Source organism: Streptomyces spiramyceticus (assembly GCF_028807635.1).
Classification (GTDB): domain Bacteria; phylum Actinomycetota; class Actinomycetes; order Streptomycetales; family Streptomycetaceae; genus Streptomyces; species Streptomyces spiramyceticus.
In genome coordinates this window covers 3,278,387-3,293,725 of the sequence record NZ_JARBAX010000001.1, presented here as the reverse complement: position 1 = coordinate 3,293,725, position 15,339 = coordinate 3,278,387, and the positions used below count along the sequence as shown (strand labels likewise).

Sequence of the window (15,339 nt, the reverse complement as noted above, 5' to 3'; positions counted from 1 at the left end):
GACAGTGCCCCGCCGGGGGATCCCGGCGGGGCACTGTCATACGTAAGGCCGGATCAGGCCCAGGTGATCAGGCCCAGGTGATCAGGCGCCTCGGCTGTTCCAGTACGGCCGCCGTGTCCGCCAGGACCCTGGAGCCCAGTTCGCCGTCGACCAGCCGGTGGTCGAAGGAGAGGGCGAGGGTGGTGACCTGGCGGGGCTTGACCTTGCCCTTGTGGACCCACGGCTGGAGCTTGATCGCGCCGACCGCGAGGATCGCGGACTCGCCCGGGTTGAGGATCGGCGTACCCGTGTCGACACCGAAGACGCCGACGTTGGTGATCGTCACCGTGCCGCCCTGCATCGCCGCCGGCGACGTCTTGCCCTCGCGGGCCGTCGCCACCAACTCGCCGAGCGCGGCGGCCAGTTCCGGCAGGGTCTTGGCCTGGGCGTCCTTGATGTTCGGGACGATCAGGCCGCGCGGGGTGGCGGCGGCGATGCCCAGGTTCACGTACTCCTTCTGCACGATCTCCTGGTTCGCCTCGTCCCAGGCCGCGTTGACGGCCGGGTTGCGCTTGATCGCCACGAGGAGCGCCTTGGCGATCAGGAGGAGCGGGTTGACCCGCAGGCCCGCCATGTCCTTGTCGGACTTCAGCTCTTCGACGAGCTTCATCGTGCGCGTGATGTCGAAGGTGATGAATTCCGTGACGTGCGGCGCGGTGAACGCACTGTTCACCATGGCCGACGCGATCGCCTTCCGTACGCCCTTGATGGGTGTACGGATCTCCCGGTCGCCCGGGGTCACGGCGGCCGGCTCCGGCGCAGCGGCCGCAGCAACGGGGGCGGGCTCCGGGGCGGGTGCCGCGACCGGCTCCGGCTGTACGGAGGCTGCCGCCGCGTGGACGTCCTCGCGGGTGATGATCCCGTCACGGCCGGTCGGCGTGACCGTGGCCAGGTCGATGCCCAGGTCCTTGGCGAGCTTGCGGACCGGGGGCTTGGCCAGCGGGCGGAACTCGGGTACGGCCGCCGTCTCGCCGTGGCCGTTGAGTTCCACCTGCACCGCGGCCGCCGCCTTGGCGGCTTCCGGGGACGCCGCCGCGCCCTTGCGCGCACGACGCTTCGTGCTCGCTTCGGACACGCCGTAGCCGACCAGCACGGGCTGGCGGGCCGCGGGCTTGGCTTCCTCAGCGGGGGCGGAGGGTGCAGGGGCGGAGGGTGCAGGGGCGGGCTCCGGCGCCGCCGCCGGTGCGGGGGCCGGCGCTTCCGTGCCCGGCGCCACATCGACCGTAATGATCACCTGGCCGACATCGACCGTCACGCCCTCGCCGAAGCGAAGCTCGTGCACGACACCGTCGAAGGGGATGGGCAGTTCGACGGCGGCTTTCGCCGTCTCGACCTCGCACACCACCTGGCCGTCGGTGACGGTGTCGCCCGGCTGGACGTACCACTTGAGGATCTCGGCCTCGGTGAGCCCCTCGCCCACATCGGGCATCTTGAACTCGCGAAAACGCTGGGAAGTCGCAGAATCAGTCATCGTCACGGCTCTCCTCAGTACGCAAGCGAGCGGTCGACGGCGTCGAGTACCCGGTCGAGTCCCGGCAAGTACTCCTCCTCCAGGCGCGCGGGCGGATACGGCGCATGGAAGCCACCGACCCTCAGAACCGGCGCCTCAAGGTGGTAGAAGCACCGCTCCGTGATGCGAGCGGCGATCTCCGCGCCCGAACCGTAGAAGACCGGCGCTTCGTGGACGACGACCAGGCGGCCGGTCTTCTCGACCGACGTCTGGATCGTGTCGAAGTCGATCGGGGACATCGACCGCAGGTCGAGGACTTCGAGGGACTTGCCCTCCTCCTCCGCCGCCGCTGCCGCCTCCTGGCAGACCTTCACCATCGGACCGTACGCCGCAAGGGTCAGGTCGGACCCGGCCCGCGCGACGCGGGCCTTGTGGAGCGGGCCCGGGATGGCTTCCACGTCGACTTCGGCCTTGTCCCAGTAGCGCCTCTTCGGCTCGAAGAAGATCACCGGGTCGTCGCTCTGGATGGCCTGCTGCATCATCCAGTACGCGTCGGACGAGTTGGACGGCGAGACCACCTTGAGGCCGGCGACGTGCGCGAACAGCGCCTCCGGGGATTCGCTGTGGTGCTCGACCGCGCCGATCCCGCCGCCGTACGGAATGCGGATGACGACCGGCAGCTTGATCTTGCCGAGCGAGCGGGCGTGCATCTTCGCGAGCTGCGTGACGATCTGGTCGTACGCGGGGAAGACGAAACCGTCGAACTGGATCTCCACGACCGGCCGGTAGCCGCGCAGCGCGAGACCGATCGCCGTGCCGACGATGCCGGACTCGGCGAGCGGGGTGTCGATGACCCGCTCCTCGCCGAAGTCCTTCTGGAGGCCGTCCGTCACACGGAAGACTCCGCCGAGCTTGCCGACGTCCTCGCCCATGATGAGGACCTTGGGGTCGGTTTCGAGGGCCTTGCGCAGCGACTCGTTGATCGCCTTCGCGAGCGGCAACTTCTGTACGGACATGACTAGTTGCCCTTCTCGGACGAAGCGGCTTCGGCGAAGGACGCCTGGTACTCGGCGAACTGTGCGCGCTCCTCGTCGACGAGGGCGTGGCCGTCCGCGTAGACGTTCTCGAAGATCGCCATCTGGTCCGGGTCGGGCATCGCGCGCACCGCCTCGCGGACCCGCTTGCCGAGGGTCTCGCTCTCGGCTTCGAGCTCGGTGAAGAACGCCTCGTCGGCGAAGCCCTCGTTCTCAAGGTACGTACGAAGGCGCAGGATCGGGTCCTTCGCCTCCCACGCCTCGCGCTCCTCGTCGGCCCGGTACTTGGTCGGGTCGTCGGAGGTGGTGTGGGCGCCCATCCGGTACGTGAAGGCCTCGACCAGCGTCGGGCCCTCGCCCCGGCGGGCCCGCTCCAGTGCGGAACGGGTCACGGCCAGGCAGGCCAGCACGTCGTTGCCGTCGACGCGGACGCCGGGGAAGCCGAAGCCCTGCGCGCGCTGGTAAAGCGGGACGCGGGTCTGCCGCTCGGTGGGCTCGGAGATCGCCCACTGGTTGTTCTGGCAGAAGAAGACGACCGGGGCGTTGTAGACCGCGGAGAAGGTGAACGATTCAGCGACATCGCCCTGGCTGGAGGCACCGTCGCCGAAGTACGCGATGACCGCGGAATCCGCGCCGTCCTTGGCGACACCCATCGCGTAACCGGTCGCATGCAGCGTCTGTGAGCCGATGACGATCGTGTACAGATGGAAATTGTTGGTGTTGGGGTCCCAGCCACCGTGGTTCACGCCACGGAACATTCCCAGCAGATTGGTCGGGTCGACGCCCCGGCACCAGGCGACACCGTGCTCGCGGTACGTCGGGAAGACGTAGTCGTCGTCACGGAGGGCGCGGCCGGAGCCGATCTGGGCCGCCTCCTGGCCGAGCAGCGAGGCCCACAGGCCCAGCTCGCCCTGGCGCTGGAGTGAGGTGGCCTCGGCGTCGAAGCGACGGGTCAGAACCATGTCCCGGTACAGGCCGAGCATTTCGTCCGGGGTCAGGTCGATCGCGTAGTCCGGGTGCTCGACACGCTCGCCCTCGGGGGTGAGCAGCTGTACGAGCTCCGGCTCGGAAGGCTGGGCTTTCTTGGCGCTGACGCGCTTGGTGCTGCTGCGTCGCGGCTTACGCGCGGCAGTGCTCTCCACGGTCACGTGCGTGCTCCTCCGTCTGTCCGGCCCCCGGGGTCTGCCGGTGGCCAGTGCGGCTCACCTGTTTGCGTCCTCGTGCACGGGGTGGGTGCGACTCGGCCTGGAACAGGCGTGTCAGGTGCCCCGGCGAACGCCCTGACAAAGGCACGTTACCCAGTGCTTCGCATAACTGCGAAACCCCATTTGACCTGCGATTTTGCTTGGATTTCCAAGTAAATCGAAGAATTCGGGAACAACCACTGGTCACAGCCTTGCAGGCCGCCGGAACAACGGCACGTTATCCCGGCGACCTACGGCACGGGAAGAGTTCTTGTGTGACGATAACGGCGTGCACGAAGACGGAAAAATCACTGTATTTCTCGTTGACGACCACGAGGTGGTCCGACGCGGTGTCCATGAGCTCCTCTCCGTCGAGGACGACATCGAGGTGGTCGGCGAAGCCGGTACGGCCGAAGATGCCCAGGTCAGGATCGTTGCGACGCGTCCCGACGTCGCCGTGCTCGACGTACGGCTGCCGGACGGAAGCGGTGTGGAGGTGTGCCGCGAGGTCAGATCACAGAATGAGGACATCAAATGCCTCATGCTGACCTCGTTCGCCGACGACGAGGCACTTTTCGACGCGATCATGGCCGGTGCCTCGGGTTACGTACTCAAAGCGATCCGCGGAAATGAGCTGCTGGCGGCCGTACGCGACGTAGCCGCGGGCAAGTCGCTGCTCGACCCGGTGGCGACGGCGAGCGTCCTGGAGCGGCTGCGCTCGGGCGACAGTTCCAAGGAGGGCGACAGCAGGCTCGCAAACCTCACCCACCAGGAGCGCAAGATCCTCGACCTGATCGGCGAGGGCCTGACAAACCGGGTCATCGGCGAGCGGCTGCACCTCGCGGAGAAGACGATCAAGAATTACGTCTCCAGTCTGCTGTCCAAGCTGGGCATGGAGCGCCGCTCGCAGGCCGCGGCGTACGTCGCGCGCAAGCAGGCGGAGGAGCGGCGCTGACGAACGGCACCGACGACCGCCGGGCCGCGGAACCGCCTTGCCGATCCACGGCCCGCCTTGACCGAACCGGGACCTTATTCGGGACTTCCGTCCCTTTTCTGCCACCTGCCGGTGGCCGAAGGTAAGACGCATGTCCTCCGAGGAACTCCGCGCCATCGAACTCCTGCGCCGCGTCCCGTACGGCCGGGTCGCGACGAGCATGCGGGCCCTGCCCTTCCTGGCCGTCGCCCGGCACATCGTGGTGAACGGCCGCGTGCTGCTGCGTACGCACGCCGGCTTCAACCACCACCAGGCCTGCAACGGCAGCGTGGTGGCGTACGGGGCGGACAACTTCAACTCCGGTGCCGCCGACATGTGGTCCGTGCAGTTCACCGGCACCGCCGAGGTCTTCGAGCCCTCCCATGCCGAGCTGGAGCTGTTCGGACGGGGTCCGCATTCTGTCGACGGCGAGCCCTTCGAGCCCGTCCACATGCGCATCGAGCCGCAGTTCGTCACCGTGCACTCACTGAATGGCGCCCCCGAGCGACGGTTCGAGTACGCCCTGTGATCTAACATCTGGCGGGTGCCACGCTCATCTGCGGCCTCCGCCCCCGCACCCCCGCCGCCCGTCGGCGCCCTTCTGCGCCGCTATGCGAACAAGGGCGAACCGCTCTCCTGCGAGCCCGTGACCCAGGGCCTGCTCAACCACGGCTACCGCCTCGTCACCACCCGCGGCGATTTCTTCCTCAAGCACCACCTCGACAGCGACCGCGAAACGATCAGGCGCCAGCACCGCGCCACCCGCCACCTCCAGGCTTTCGGCGTGCCCGTCGCCCCTCCCGTCGAGGACGCGGACGGCGGCACGGTCACGGTCATCGGCGGCCGCTGCTACGCCCTGCACCCCTGGATCGAGGGCCGGCACCGGGACGGCGCGCAGCTCACGACCGCGGAATCCCGGCGGCTCGGGGCACTACTGGGGCGCGTGCACACCTGCCTCGACCGCGTGATGGTCGACCGCGCGACCGACCTCACCGACCTCACCGACCCCGCCGACGCGGCCGGACCCACCGATTCGGCCAACCCCGCGGACACCTACGCGCTGATCGACGAGCTGCTGACGCTGGCACGCGGACGGCGGCCCCGGGACACCTTCGACGTACTGGCGGAACACCGGCTCCTGGAGCGGCGCACCCTGCTGGAGCGGCACGCCCACCGGCGGCCCCCGCCCGTCGACGAGCCCGCCACGGGGTGGGTGCACGGCGACTTCCACCCGCTGAACCTGCTGTACCGGGGCGCCGAGCCCGCCGCGATCGTCGACTGGGACCGGCTCGCCGTGCAGCCGCGCGCGGAGGAGGCGGTACGGGCCGCGGCCATCTTTTTCGTACGGCCGGACGGGGAGCTGGAGCTGGCGAAGGTACGGGCGTACGCGGGCGCGTACCGGCGCGCGGCCGGGGCGGGGGCGGAGGAGCTGGCCGCCGCGGTGCACCGGGTGTGGTGGGAGCGGCTCAACGACTTCTGGATACTGCGCTGGCGCTACCAGCTGCACGACCGAAGGGCCGACCCGCAGTTTCCTGCGGCGTCGGCCCTGGCGGTCTGGTGGACGAGGGAGTACGAGGCGGTGTGCGAGGCGTTCGCGGGGTGACCGCCTCCCGGTGGCCCGGCCTGGTGTCCCTCTCGGCGTCAGGGCGCGGTGCCGCCCGCGTCCGTACCGCCGGTGTCCGTGCCACCCGTGTCCGTACCACCGGTGTCCGTGCCACCCGTGTCCGTACCACCGGTGTCCGTGCCACCCGTGTCCGTACCACCGGTGTCCGTACCACCCGTGTCCGTACCACCCGTGTCCGTGCCGCCGTCGGTGGTGCTGCCACCGTCGGTGGTGCCCGGGTCGGTCTCCGTCGGCGTCGACGGTGTGTCGCTGGGCGTGTGGGACGGCGTACTGCTGGGGGTGTTCGACGGCGGGTACGACGGGGGGTAGCTCGGCGACTGCTCGTGGCCGCCGATGGAGGTGCCCGGGTCGGTGTCCGCGGAGGTCTCGTCGTCCGAGGGCGTCGGGGTCTCCTTGTCCGACTTGGTCGGGCTGGGGGAGACCGTCGGGGTGTCGTCCTTGTCGTTCTTCGTTCCGGTGCCCGCCCGGTCCAGCGCGAAAGCGACACCGGCGGCGATCGCGATGATCGCGAGCACCGCGAAGATCCACATCTTGCCGCGCCCGCCCCTGCCGCCGCCGCGCCCGCCGTCGTACGCCCCGTCGTCCGGGTTCATCGGCGGCAGCATCGCGCCGCCCGCCCGCATCTGGGAGGTCTCGCCGTGGTTCGGGTGGCCGAGGGCCGTGGTCGGGTACGTGCCGCCGGCGGGGGTGGCGCCGCCCTCGTGCATCTCGACGGGGCCGGTGTTCCACACGCCGGTGTGGCTGCCCTGCTCCTGGAGCATCGACAGGCCGTACTGGACCAGTCCGCGCATCTCCTCGGCGCTCTGGAACCGGTCGTCCGGGTCCTTGGCGAGAGAGCGCATGACGAGCCCGTCGAGCTCGGGCGGCGCCACGTCCGACATCTCGGACGGCGGTACGGGGATGTCCTGGACGTGCTGGTAGACCACCGACAACGGTGTCTCACCGGTGAAAGGCGGCCGCAGGGCAAGCAGCTCGTACAGCAGGCAGCCGGTCGCGTACAGGTCGGAACGGTGGTCGACGGCCTTGCCCAGCGCCTGCTCCGGGGAGAGGTACTGGGGCGTGCCCATGACCATGCCGGTCTGCGTCATCGTCGACTGCGCGCCGTGCAGGGCGCGGGCGATGCCGAAGTCCATGACCTTGACGGCGCCGCTGTGCGTGATGATCACGTTCGCGGGCTTGATGTCCCGGTGCACGATGCCGTGCTGGTGGCTGTACGCGAGCGCCTCAAGGACGCCGGAGACGATGATCAGCGCCTGCTCGGGGCCGGGGGCCTCCGCGTTCTGCAGCAGCTCGCGGATCGTGCGGCCCTCGACGAGCTCCATCACGATGTAGGGGACAACGCTCGGGCCGACCTGGTCCTCGCCGGAGTCGTACACGGCGACGACGGCGTGGTGGTTGAGGCCGGCGACCGACTGTGCCTCACGAGTGAAGCGGGCCTTGGAGACCGGGTCCTCGGCGAGGTCGGAGCGCAGCAGCTTCACGGCCACGGTACGGCCGAGCCGTACGTCTTCGGCGGCGAAGACCTCCGCCATGCCGCCGCGGCCGAGACGGTGCGTCAGCCGGTAGCGGCCATCACCGACCAATCCGCCCTTACCCCACGCTTCAGGCGCGTCCGACACACCGCCGCCGTTTCCCTCGGGTTCGGGTTCGGGTGCCATCAGTCCTCGCCGTCGTTTCTGTCCGCGTCTGCGGTGGTCCTGGGGGCCCCAGTCGGTCCTGTTGGGCCAATTGGTGGGCCTAGGTGCTCCGCCACGCCACGCTACAGCCTCCGCGCGACGCTCCGGTTCGAGATGGACCGGCCATCAAACCCGTTGCCGATGTACCCATGCAAATTCCGGACCCGTGCTGTAACGCTTCCGCGACGCTTCTTGCGCGTACGGTCACGGAACGGGCACCGCGCTTGACGTGTCAGTGCCCTCGGGCAGACTTGGCCCGTAAATCTTGCGCTGAGGGGGAAGCACAGTAATGAGCCAGGACGGCGGACAGGGCCGCTACGCGGGCGGCTCGGTCGCGGGCGGGCGGTACCAGCTGCGCGACCTGCTCGGTGAAGGCGGAATGGCGTCGGTGTACCTCGCGTACGACTCCGCGCTGGACCGCCAGGTGGCCATCAAGACGCTGCACACGGAGCTGGGGCGGGAGCAGTCGTTCCGCGAACGGTTCCGGCGCGAGGCGCAGGCGGTCGCCAAGCTCTCCCACACCAATATCGTCTCCGTCTTCGACACCGGCGAGGACGAGCTTGACGGCGCGCTGATGCCGTACATCGTCATGGAGTACGTCGAGGGGCAGCCGCTCGGCTCCGTACTCCAGGCGGACATCGCGCAGTACGGCGCGATGCCGGCCGACAAGGCGCTGAAGATCACGGCGGACGTGCTGGCGGCGCTGGAGACCAGCCACGAGATGGGCCTGGTCCACCGCGACATCAAGCCCGGCAACGTCATGATGAACAAGCGCAACGTCGTCAAGGTCATGGACTTCGGCATCGCGCGCGCCATGCAGTCCGGTGTCACGTCGATGACACAGACCGGCATGGTCGTCGGTACGCCGCAGTACCTCTCCCCCGAGCAGGCGCTGGGGCGCGGCGTGGACGCGCGTTCCGACCTCTACTCGGTCGGCATCATGCTCTTCCAACTGGTCACGGGACGGCTGCCGTTCGACGCGGATTCGCCGCTCGCCATCGCTTATGCGCACGTCCAGGAGGAGCCGGTGGCTCCTTCGTCGATCAACCGGTCGATTCCGCCGGCGGTCGACGCGCTGGTCGCGCGGGCCCTGAAGAAGAACCCGAACGAGCGTTTTCCGAACGCTGCGGCGATGCGCGACGAGTGCGCGCGGGTGTCCGGGTCGGGCCAGACGGGCGCGGCGCCGATGATCGTCGCCGGGGGCCCTGCGCAGAGCGGCTCCGGGGTCGGCTCGGCGGTCTTCCCGCCGGTCGACCAGACGGGCCACCCCCAGCCGGGCGCCGTCCAGAGCCCGTACCAGCCGACGCCGGGCCCGTACGGTCCGCCGACGCCGGCTCCGTCTCCTTCGCAGGGGTACGGCTACCCGACTCCGGCGCCGATGCCGTACGCGACGCACGGGATGCAGGGCGGCGGCGTGCAGGGCGGCATGCAGGGCTCCGGCATGCAGGGTTCTGGCATGCAGGGTGCGCAGACTCCGCCGCCGTACACGATGTCGCCCACTTCGGCCGGTCACGGCGGGGGCGGCGGTGGCAGCCGGACCAACATGCCGGTGGTCGTGGGCGCGATCGCGGTCGTGCTGCTGGCGCTCGGCGGTCTGATCGCGGCGATCTCGATGAACAAGGACCCTGACGACAACGACACCGAGGCCGGCGGCACCGGTGAGACCAGTCAGACCGAGACCGGCGCCGATTCCGAGGACCACAAGGGTCCGGACCGCTCCAGGACGATGAAGACCACCGAGTGCTCCCCGGGTCGCGAGTCCTCCACGGACCCGGAGAAGGTCGTGGTGCCGAGCTTCCTCTACAAGGACCTCCTCTCCGTGAAGGAGTGTCTCCAGGCGGCGGGCTGGAAGATCAAGGAGACCAAGGTCGACGACCCCACCTGGGGCGAGGACCTCGTGGTCAACCAGTATCCGAAGAGCGGCTCGGACATCGACCCGGACGACTTCACGCTCGAAGTGGAGATCTCCACGGGCGACGCGCCGCAGGACTAGAACACGTTTTGAGCCCGAGGATCGGGGCCCGCTGCGCGTATCGCGCGGCGGGCCCCCTTTCGTGTGACTCGGCGTGCCGGAAATATGCCGCTATGTGAACCTGATCCTGGTATCTCGGCGAGTACGGGAGGCGGCATCCCATGGCTCCTAGGCTCCGCCCACGGCGTGGGGCGGTCCAGGTGGTGGCAGTGGGGGTGATGGGCGTGCTGATGTTGCCGCCGTGCGGGGCGTACGCCGCCGAGCCCACGCCCGGCGGGACCCAAGGCGTCGAGCCCACGCCCGGTGGGAAGTACGCCGTCGAGCCCACGCCCGGCGGGGAGTACGCGGCCGAGCCCAGGCCCAGCGACCAGCCGCAGCCGGTGTTCAGCGCCCCTGAACACCCCTTCGTGTCCGCACCGGCTCCTACGGGCAGCCTGGCGGGGCGGCCTGCCGGGGAGGGGCGTACGCGGCCGGGGAGGGAGCCGGGGGACAGTGCGCCCGGGTCGGCGACGCCGGGCAGGAGCGGGTCGGCGACTGAGGAGCCGGAATCGCCCAGTGCGAGCGCGAGCCCTTCGGGCAGTCCGGGCGATACGGCCGGGCCATCGGTGTCCGCCTCTGCTTCTGCCTCCGCGTCGGCGTCCGGGAGCGCCTCGGCCGCCCCCCGTAAGTCGTACGCGACCAAGCCTCCGCCCGTACACGAAGAGGCCGGGGAGGAGCACGTACAGGGGCCGGTCGCCTCGTCCTCCCCACCCTCGGACGACGCCGCGCCCCAGGCCTCCGACCAGGCCATGGGGGAGACCGACCCGCTGGGCATCCATGTGCTGCCGCTGGGCGCGGGGGTGGTGCTGGTGGGGCTCGGGGTGGGGTTTCTGGGGCTGAGGTTGCGGCGTAACTGAAGCGCCCGTCCCCCTCAAGACCTACGCGCGACGTCCATCTCAGGTCGGTTGCCCTCGGCGGCATACTCGGTATACATACTCAGTATGTCGATCCGCCACGGGCTACTCGCCCTCCTTGAGCACGGCCCCCGTTACGGCTCCCAGCTCCGTACCGAGTTCGAGTCGCGCACCGGCGCGACCTGGCCGCTCAACGTCGGCCAGGTCTATACGACCCTCAGCCGCCTGGAGCGCGACGGCATGGTCGCCCAGGATGGCGAGGACGACGCGGGACACGCTCTGTACGCGATCACGGAGGTGGGCCGGAGCGAGCTGAGGAGCTGGTTCGAGAGGCCCGTCGACCGCACCAGTCCGCCCCGTGACGAGCTGGCCATCAAGCTCGCCATGGCCGTCGGTGCCCCCGGCGTCGACATCCGGGCCGTCATCCAGGCGCAGCGCCACGCCACCCTCAAGGCGATGCAGGACTACACGCGCCTCAAGGCCCAGGCCCTGGTCGCCGTCGAAAGCGGTGATGGCAGCGGCGACGAGGGGCGAGACGACGTCGCCTGGCTGCTCGTACTGGAGCAGCTGATCTTCCAGACGGAGGCCGAGGCACGCTGGCTCGACCACTCCGAATCCCGGCTGGCCCGGCTCTCCGCGGCGGCCGCGCGCAGGGCCGTGGACGCTCCGTCCGCACCTGCTGCACCTGCTGCATCTCCCGCACCTGGTGCACCCACAGACCCGGCAGACCTTGCCGGCGGTACCGCATCACGTACCGCACGTACTGCCTCAACCGCTCGCAGCGCACGGCGATAAGCGCGGCGCACGAACCACCCATCCCAGGGGGGACCTTCTCCATGCCCGACCAGTCACAGCAGCCTGTGCTGCAACTTGAGCAGCTGACCCGTGTCCACGGCAGCGGCGCCACCGAAGTACACGCCCTGCGCGGCGTCAACCTCTCCGTGTTCCCCGGTGAACTCGTGGCCGTCATGGGCCCGTCGGGCTCCGGCAAGTCCACGCTGCTCACCATCGCGGGCGGCCTCGACAGCCCCACCTCCGGGCGGGTCGTCGTCGAAGGTACGGACATCACGACCGCGGGCCGCAAGGAGCTCGCCACGCTGCGCCGCCGCAGCATCGGCTACGTCTTCCAGGACTACAACCTCATCCCGGCCCTGACCGCCGCCGAGAACGTCGCCCTGCCGCGCGAGCTGGACGGCATATCCGCGCGCAAGGCCCGCATCACGGCCGTCGCAGCGCTGGAGGAGATGGGCCTCGGCGAGCTCGCCGACCGCTTCCCGGACGAGATGTCCGGCGGTCAGCAGCAGCGCGTCGCCATCGCCCGCGCCCTGGTGGGCGACCGCCGCCTCGTCCTCGCCGACGAACCGACCGGCGCCCTGGACTCCGAGACGGGCGAGTCCGTGCTCGCCCTGCTGCGCGCCCGTTGCGACGCGGGCGCGGCGGGCATCCTCGTCACCCACGAACCGCGCTTCGCGGCCTGGGCCGACCGGGTCGTCTTCCTGCGCGACGGCTCCGTCGTCGACGAGACCCTGCGCAGCCAGGCCGACTCGCTGCTCTCGGGGCAGGCGGCCGCACAGTGAACCGTTGGTACAACTCATGGGTGGCGGCGGTGCGCATCGCCCGCCGCGACGCCTGGCGCTTCAAGGGACGCAGTTCCCTCGTACTCGCCATGATCGCCCTGCCGATCCTCGGTGTGAGCGCCGCCGATCTGACGTTGCGCAGCGCCGAGCTCTCCACCGAGCAGCAGCTGGAGCGCCAACTGGGCGCGGCTGACGCCCGGATGACCGACCCCGGCATGGGCGGCGAGCCGATCTACCAGGCCCCCGACGGCATCAACAACGCGCCGGTGAAGGACTTCGAGGACCAGGTCTGGCCGAGCGGGAGCGGTGACATCCCGGCAGCAATCCCCGCCGGTGCGAAGACGCTCAAGGATTCCAACGGCAGCGGCAAGCTCCGTACCGAGCACGGCCTGCTCAACACCACGATCCGTGAGCTGGACGCGAACAACCCCATGGCCAGGGGCATCATGACCCTCGACCAGGGCCGCTTCCCCGAGAAGGCCGGCGAAGTCGCGGCGACCACCCACTTCCTGGAATCCAGCGGCCTGAAGGTCGGCTCCACGCTCGCCGCTCGCGGGCTCGACACCGAATTCCGGATCGTCGGCGCGTACGAACTCCCCGACTCGCTGAAGGCCGACGAGGTCAATGCGCTGCCCGGCACATTCCTGGCACCGCTCGACAAGGCGCTGAAGGCCGACGGCCTCAACGGCACGGAGACCAGCACCACTTACCTGGTCTCGGTCGGCGGCGACGGTTTCACGTGGAACATGGTCAAGAAGGCCAACACCCGTGGCATCGCCGTTGTTTCGCGGACCGTGGCCCTCAACCCGCCCGCCGACTCCGAGGTGCCGCTCTACGAGCTGGAGGGCTGGGGTGACTACGAGGAGAGCGCGGCCTCCAAGGCCGCGGCGCTCGCCGCCGTAGGCACCGTCGTGGGCCTCGCCATGCTGGAGATCTGCCTGCTGGCCGGACCCGCTTTCGCGGTCGGCGCCCGGCGCTCCCGCCGCCAGCTCGGCCTGGTCGGCGCCAACGGCGGCGACCGCCGCCACATCCGCGCCATCGTGCTCTCCGGCGGCCTGGTCATCGGCGTCGCCGCGGCCGTTGTCGGAACGCTGCTCGGCGTGGTCCTCACCTTCGCGCTGCGGCCGCTGCTCGAGGACTACATGGGCAAGCGGTTCGGCAGCTTCGACATCCGCCCGCTGGAACTGCTCGGCATCGGCCTGCTCGCCGTTCTCACCGGCCTGCTTGCCGCGATCGTCCCGGCCATCACCTCGTCCCGGCAGACCGTGCTGGCCTCGCTGACCGGCCGTCGTGGTGTACGCCGCTCCAGCCGCGTCCTGCCCGTCATCGGCCTGATCGCCACCGGCCTGGGCGTCGCCATCGTCCTGTACGGAGCCACGGCCACCGACAGCGTCACCATCGTCGCGGGCGGCAGCGCCCTCGCCGAACTGGGCGTCGTCGCGCTCACCCCCGCGCTGGTCGGCCTCTTCGGCCGGCTGGGCGGCCATCTGCCGCTGTCCCCGCGCCTCGCCCTGCGCGACGCCGTACGCAACCGGGGCCGTACGGCCCCCGCCGTCGCCGCGGTGCTGGCCGCCGTCGCGGGCACGGTCGCGGTGGCGACGTACGCCGCGAGCGACGATCTCCAGCGGCGCACCGAGTACCAGGCGGCGCTGCCGCACGGGGCGGTGACCATCCTGAACACCGAGGGCGGCGGCCGCGATGTCCCGGCCGTGCGCGCGGCCGTCCAGAAACACTTTCCCGTCGACGTACGCGCCGATGTGGACAGGATCGTCGTGGGCGACGCCAACTGCGAGCCGTACAGCAGCAGAAAGAGCTGCGGGCGGTACGAGATCTTCACGCCCAAGGCCAACCGCTGCCCCCTGTGGACGTCGACCGGCATGGACGACTTCTCGGCGGCGGAGCGCCGCAAGCTGGCCAAGGACTGGCGCTGCGAGGAGACCGGGCACTACGCCGAGCAGGACACCCTCATCGCCGACGAGAAGCTGCTCGCGGTCCTCGCCATCGACGATCCGGGGGCCGTCAATGCCCTCAAGAGCGGCAAGGCCGTCTCCTTCGACCGGCGCAATGTCGTGAAGGGGAAGATCGGCATCAAGGTGATCACCGACGTCGAGAAGGCGGATCTCCTCGCCCAGGACGGCAAGGACGCACCAGGCGCGGTCAAGTCGTTCGCCGTCCACCAGACCGCCGCATCGGTCAAGGCGTACGGCGTGAAGGTCATCCTGCCCCGCGAGGCCGCGAAGGCCGCCGGACTCACCACCGCCCCGTACGGTGCGTACTTCTCGACCGACAAGCTGCCGAGCGACACGCAGCGCCAGGAGCTCGACGGGGCGCTCGACGCGCTGGGCGCCGAGGGCGGTCTGTACCTCGAAAAGGGCTACACCAGCGAAAACAGCATCGTCCTGCTGGCCCTCACCGTCTTCGCCGGACTGGTCACCATCGGCGCGGCCGGCATCGCGACGGGCCTCGCCCAGACCGACGCCGAGCCCGACCTGAAGACCCTCGCGGCGGTCGGCGCACCTCCGCGGGTGCGCAGGACACTGAGCGGTTTCCAGTGCGGAGTGGTTGCCGCGATGGGCGTGGTCCTCGGCTCGGCGGCGGGCGTCCTGCCCGCGGTCGGACTGCGGCTGACCGAGGAGCGGGCACAGCTGAAGTGGTACGAGGAGGCCCTGGACCAGGGCATAGGCGTGAGAGACCTGCCGTACGTCCCGATCGTCATTCCCTGGGAGACCCTCGCGGCCCTGCTCGTCGCCGTACCCGTGGGCGCGGCGCTGCTGGCGGCGCTGGTCACCAGGTCCCGTACCGCGGTGGCCCGGCGCGCGGCGGGATAGCGCTCATCTGAGCGACTGGTTCCCGTGCCCCCGTACAGGGTGGATCACCTCTGTACGGGGGCACACCGTGTTGTGACGCCGGTGTACGA

Annotated in this window: 12 protein-coding genes; 8 read left to right on the top strand and 4 right to left on the bottom strand. The window is 70.0% G+C overall.

The window, feature by feature from the left end:
• Positions 1–67 precede the first annotated feature (67 nt).
• Genes PXH83_RS14840 through pdhA form a run of 3 tightly spaced genes read right to left on the bottom strand, consistent with a single transcriptional unit; the run spans position 68 to position 3,671 of the window.
• Positions 68–1,510: a dihydrolipoamide acetyltransferase family protein gene (locus PXH83_RS14840; RefSeq protein WP_274560658.1), complete on the bottom strand. Its 1,443-nt coding sequence runs from the start codon at positions 1,508–1,510 to the stop codon at positions 68–70.
• Positions 1,511–1,524: 14 nt separating this feature from the next.
• On the bottom strand, positions 1,525–2,505 hold the full coding sequence (locus tag PXH83_RS14835; protein ID WP_274560656.1) for an alpha-ketoacid dehydrogenase subunit beta: 981 nt from the start codon (positions 2,503–2,505) through the stop codon (positions 1,525–1,527).
• A 2-nt stretch (positions 2,506–2,507) separates the two neighbouring features.
• The gene (pdhA, locus tag PXH83_RS14830; protein ID WP_274560654.1) at positions 2,508–3,671 is read right to left on the bottom strand and encodes a pyruvate dehydrogenase (acetyl-transferring) E1 component subunit alpha; all 1,164 of its coding nucleotides are present in this window, start codon (positions 3,669–3,671) and stop codon (positions 2,508–2,510) included.
• Positions 3,672–3,996: 325 nt separating this feature from the next.
• Between pdhA and PXH83_RS14825 the strand changes: the two genes are divergently transcribed.
• The 3 genes from PXH83_RS14825 to PXH83_RS14815 all read left to right on the top strand — a co-directional run bounded on the left by PXH83_RS14825 (position 3,997) and on the right by PXH83_RS14815 (position 6,283).
• A complete protein-coding gene (locus tag PXH83_RS14825; protein WP_274560650.1) occupies positions 3,997–4,662 on the top strand; it encodes a response regulator in 666 nt (221 codons plus the stop codon).
• A gap of 130 nt (positions 4,663–4,792) precedes the next feature.
• Positions 4,793–5,209: a pyridoxamine 5'-phosphate oxidase family protein gene (locus PXH83_RS14820; protein WP_274560648.1), complete on the top strand. Its 417-nt coding sequence runs from the start codon at positions 4,793–4,795 to the stop codon at positions 5,207–5,209.
• Between the two features lie 15 nt (positions 5,210–5,224).
• Positions 5,225–6,283, top strand: a complete 1,059-nt coding sequence (locus PXH83_RS14815) for a phosphotransferase (RefSeq protein WP_274560646.1) — start codon at positions 5,225–5,227, stop codon at positions 6,281–6,283.
• 38 nt (positions 6,284–6,321) lie between these two features.
• Here PXH83_RS14815 and PXH83_RS14810 read toward each other — a convergent pair whose 3' ends face one another.
• The gene (locus PXH83_RS14810) at positions 6,322–7,962 is read right to left on the bottom strand and encodes a protein kinase domain-containing protein (protein WP_274560644.1); all 1,641 of its coding nucleotides are present in this window, start codon (positions 7,960–7,962) and stop codon (positions 6,322–6,324) included.
• A gap of 307 nt (positions 7,963–8,269) precedes the next feature.
• Here PXH83_RS14810 and PXH83_RS14805 point away from each other — a divergent pair, with 307 nt between their 5' ends.
• The 5 genes from PXH83_RS14805 to PXH83_RS14785 all read left to right on the top strand — a co-directional run bounded on the left by PXH83_RS14805 (position 8,270) and on the right by PXH83_RS14785 (position 15,250).
• Complete coding sequence (locus PXH83_RS14805) at positions 8,270–9,973, top strand: protein kinase domain-containing protein (protein ID WP_274560642.1); 1,704 nt, start codon at positions 8,270–8,272, stop codon at positions 9,971–9,973.
• A 140-nt stretch (positions 9,974–10,113) separates the two neighbouring features.
• Positions 10,114–10,848 carry a hypothetical protein gene (locus PXH83_RS14800; RefSeq protein ID WP_274560640.1) on the top strand — a complete coding sequence of 245 codons (735 nt, stop codon included), beginning with the start codon at positions 10,114–10,116 and terminating at the stop codon, positions 10,846–10,848.
• Between the two features lie 84 nt (positions 10,849–10,932).
• The gene (locus tag PXH83_RS14795) at positions 10,933–11,640 is read left to right on the top strand and encodes a PadR family transcriptional regulator (protein ID WP_274560639.1); all 708 of its coding nucleotides are present in this window, start codon (positions 10,933–10,935) and stop codon (positions 11,638–11,640) included.
• Positions 11,641–11,681: 41 nt separating this feature from the next.
• Entirely contained in the window at positions 11,682–12,422 is a 741-nt protein-coding gene (locus PXH83_RS14790; protein ID WP_274560637.1) for an ABC transporter ATP-binding protein, read from the top strand.
• A complete protein-coding gene (locus PXH83_RS14785; RefSeq protein ID WP_274560635.1) occupies positions 12,419–15,250 on the top strand; it encodes an ABC transporter permease in 2,832 nt (943 codons plus the stop codon). Before PXH83_RS14790 ends, PXH83_RS14785 begins: the two co-directional genes overlap by 4 nt.
• Positions 15,251–15,339 lie beyond the last annotated feature (89 nt).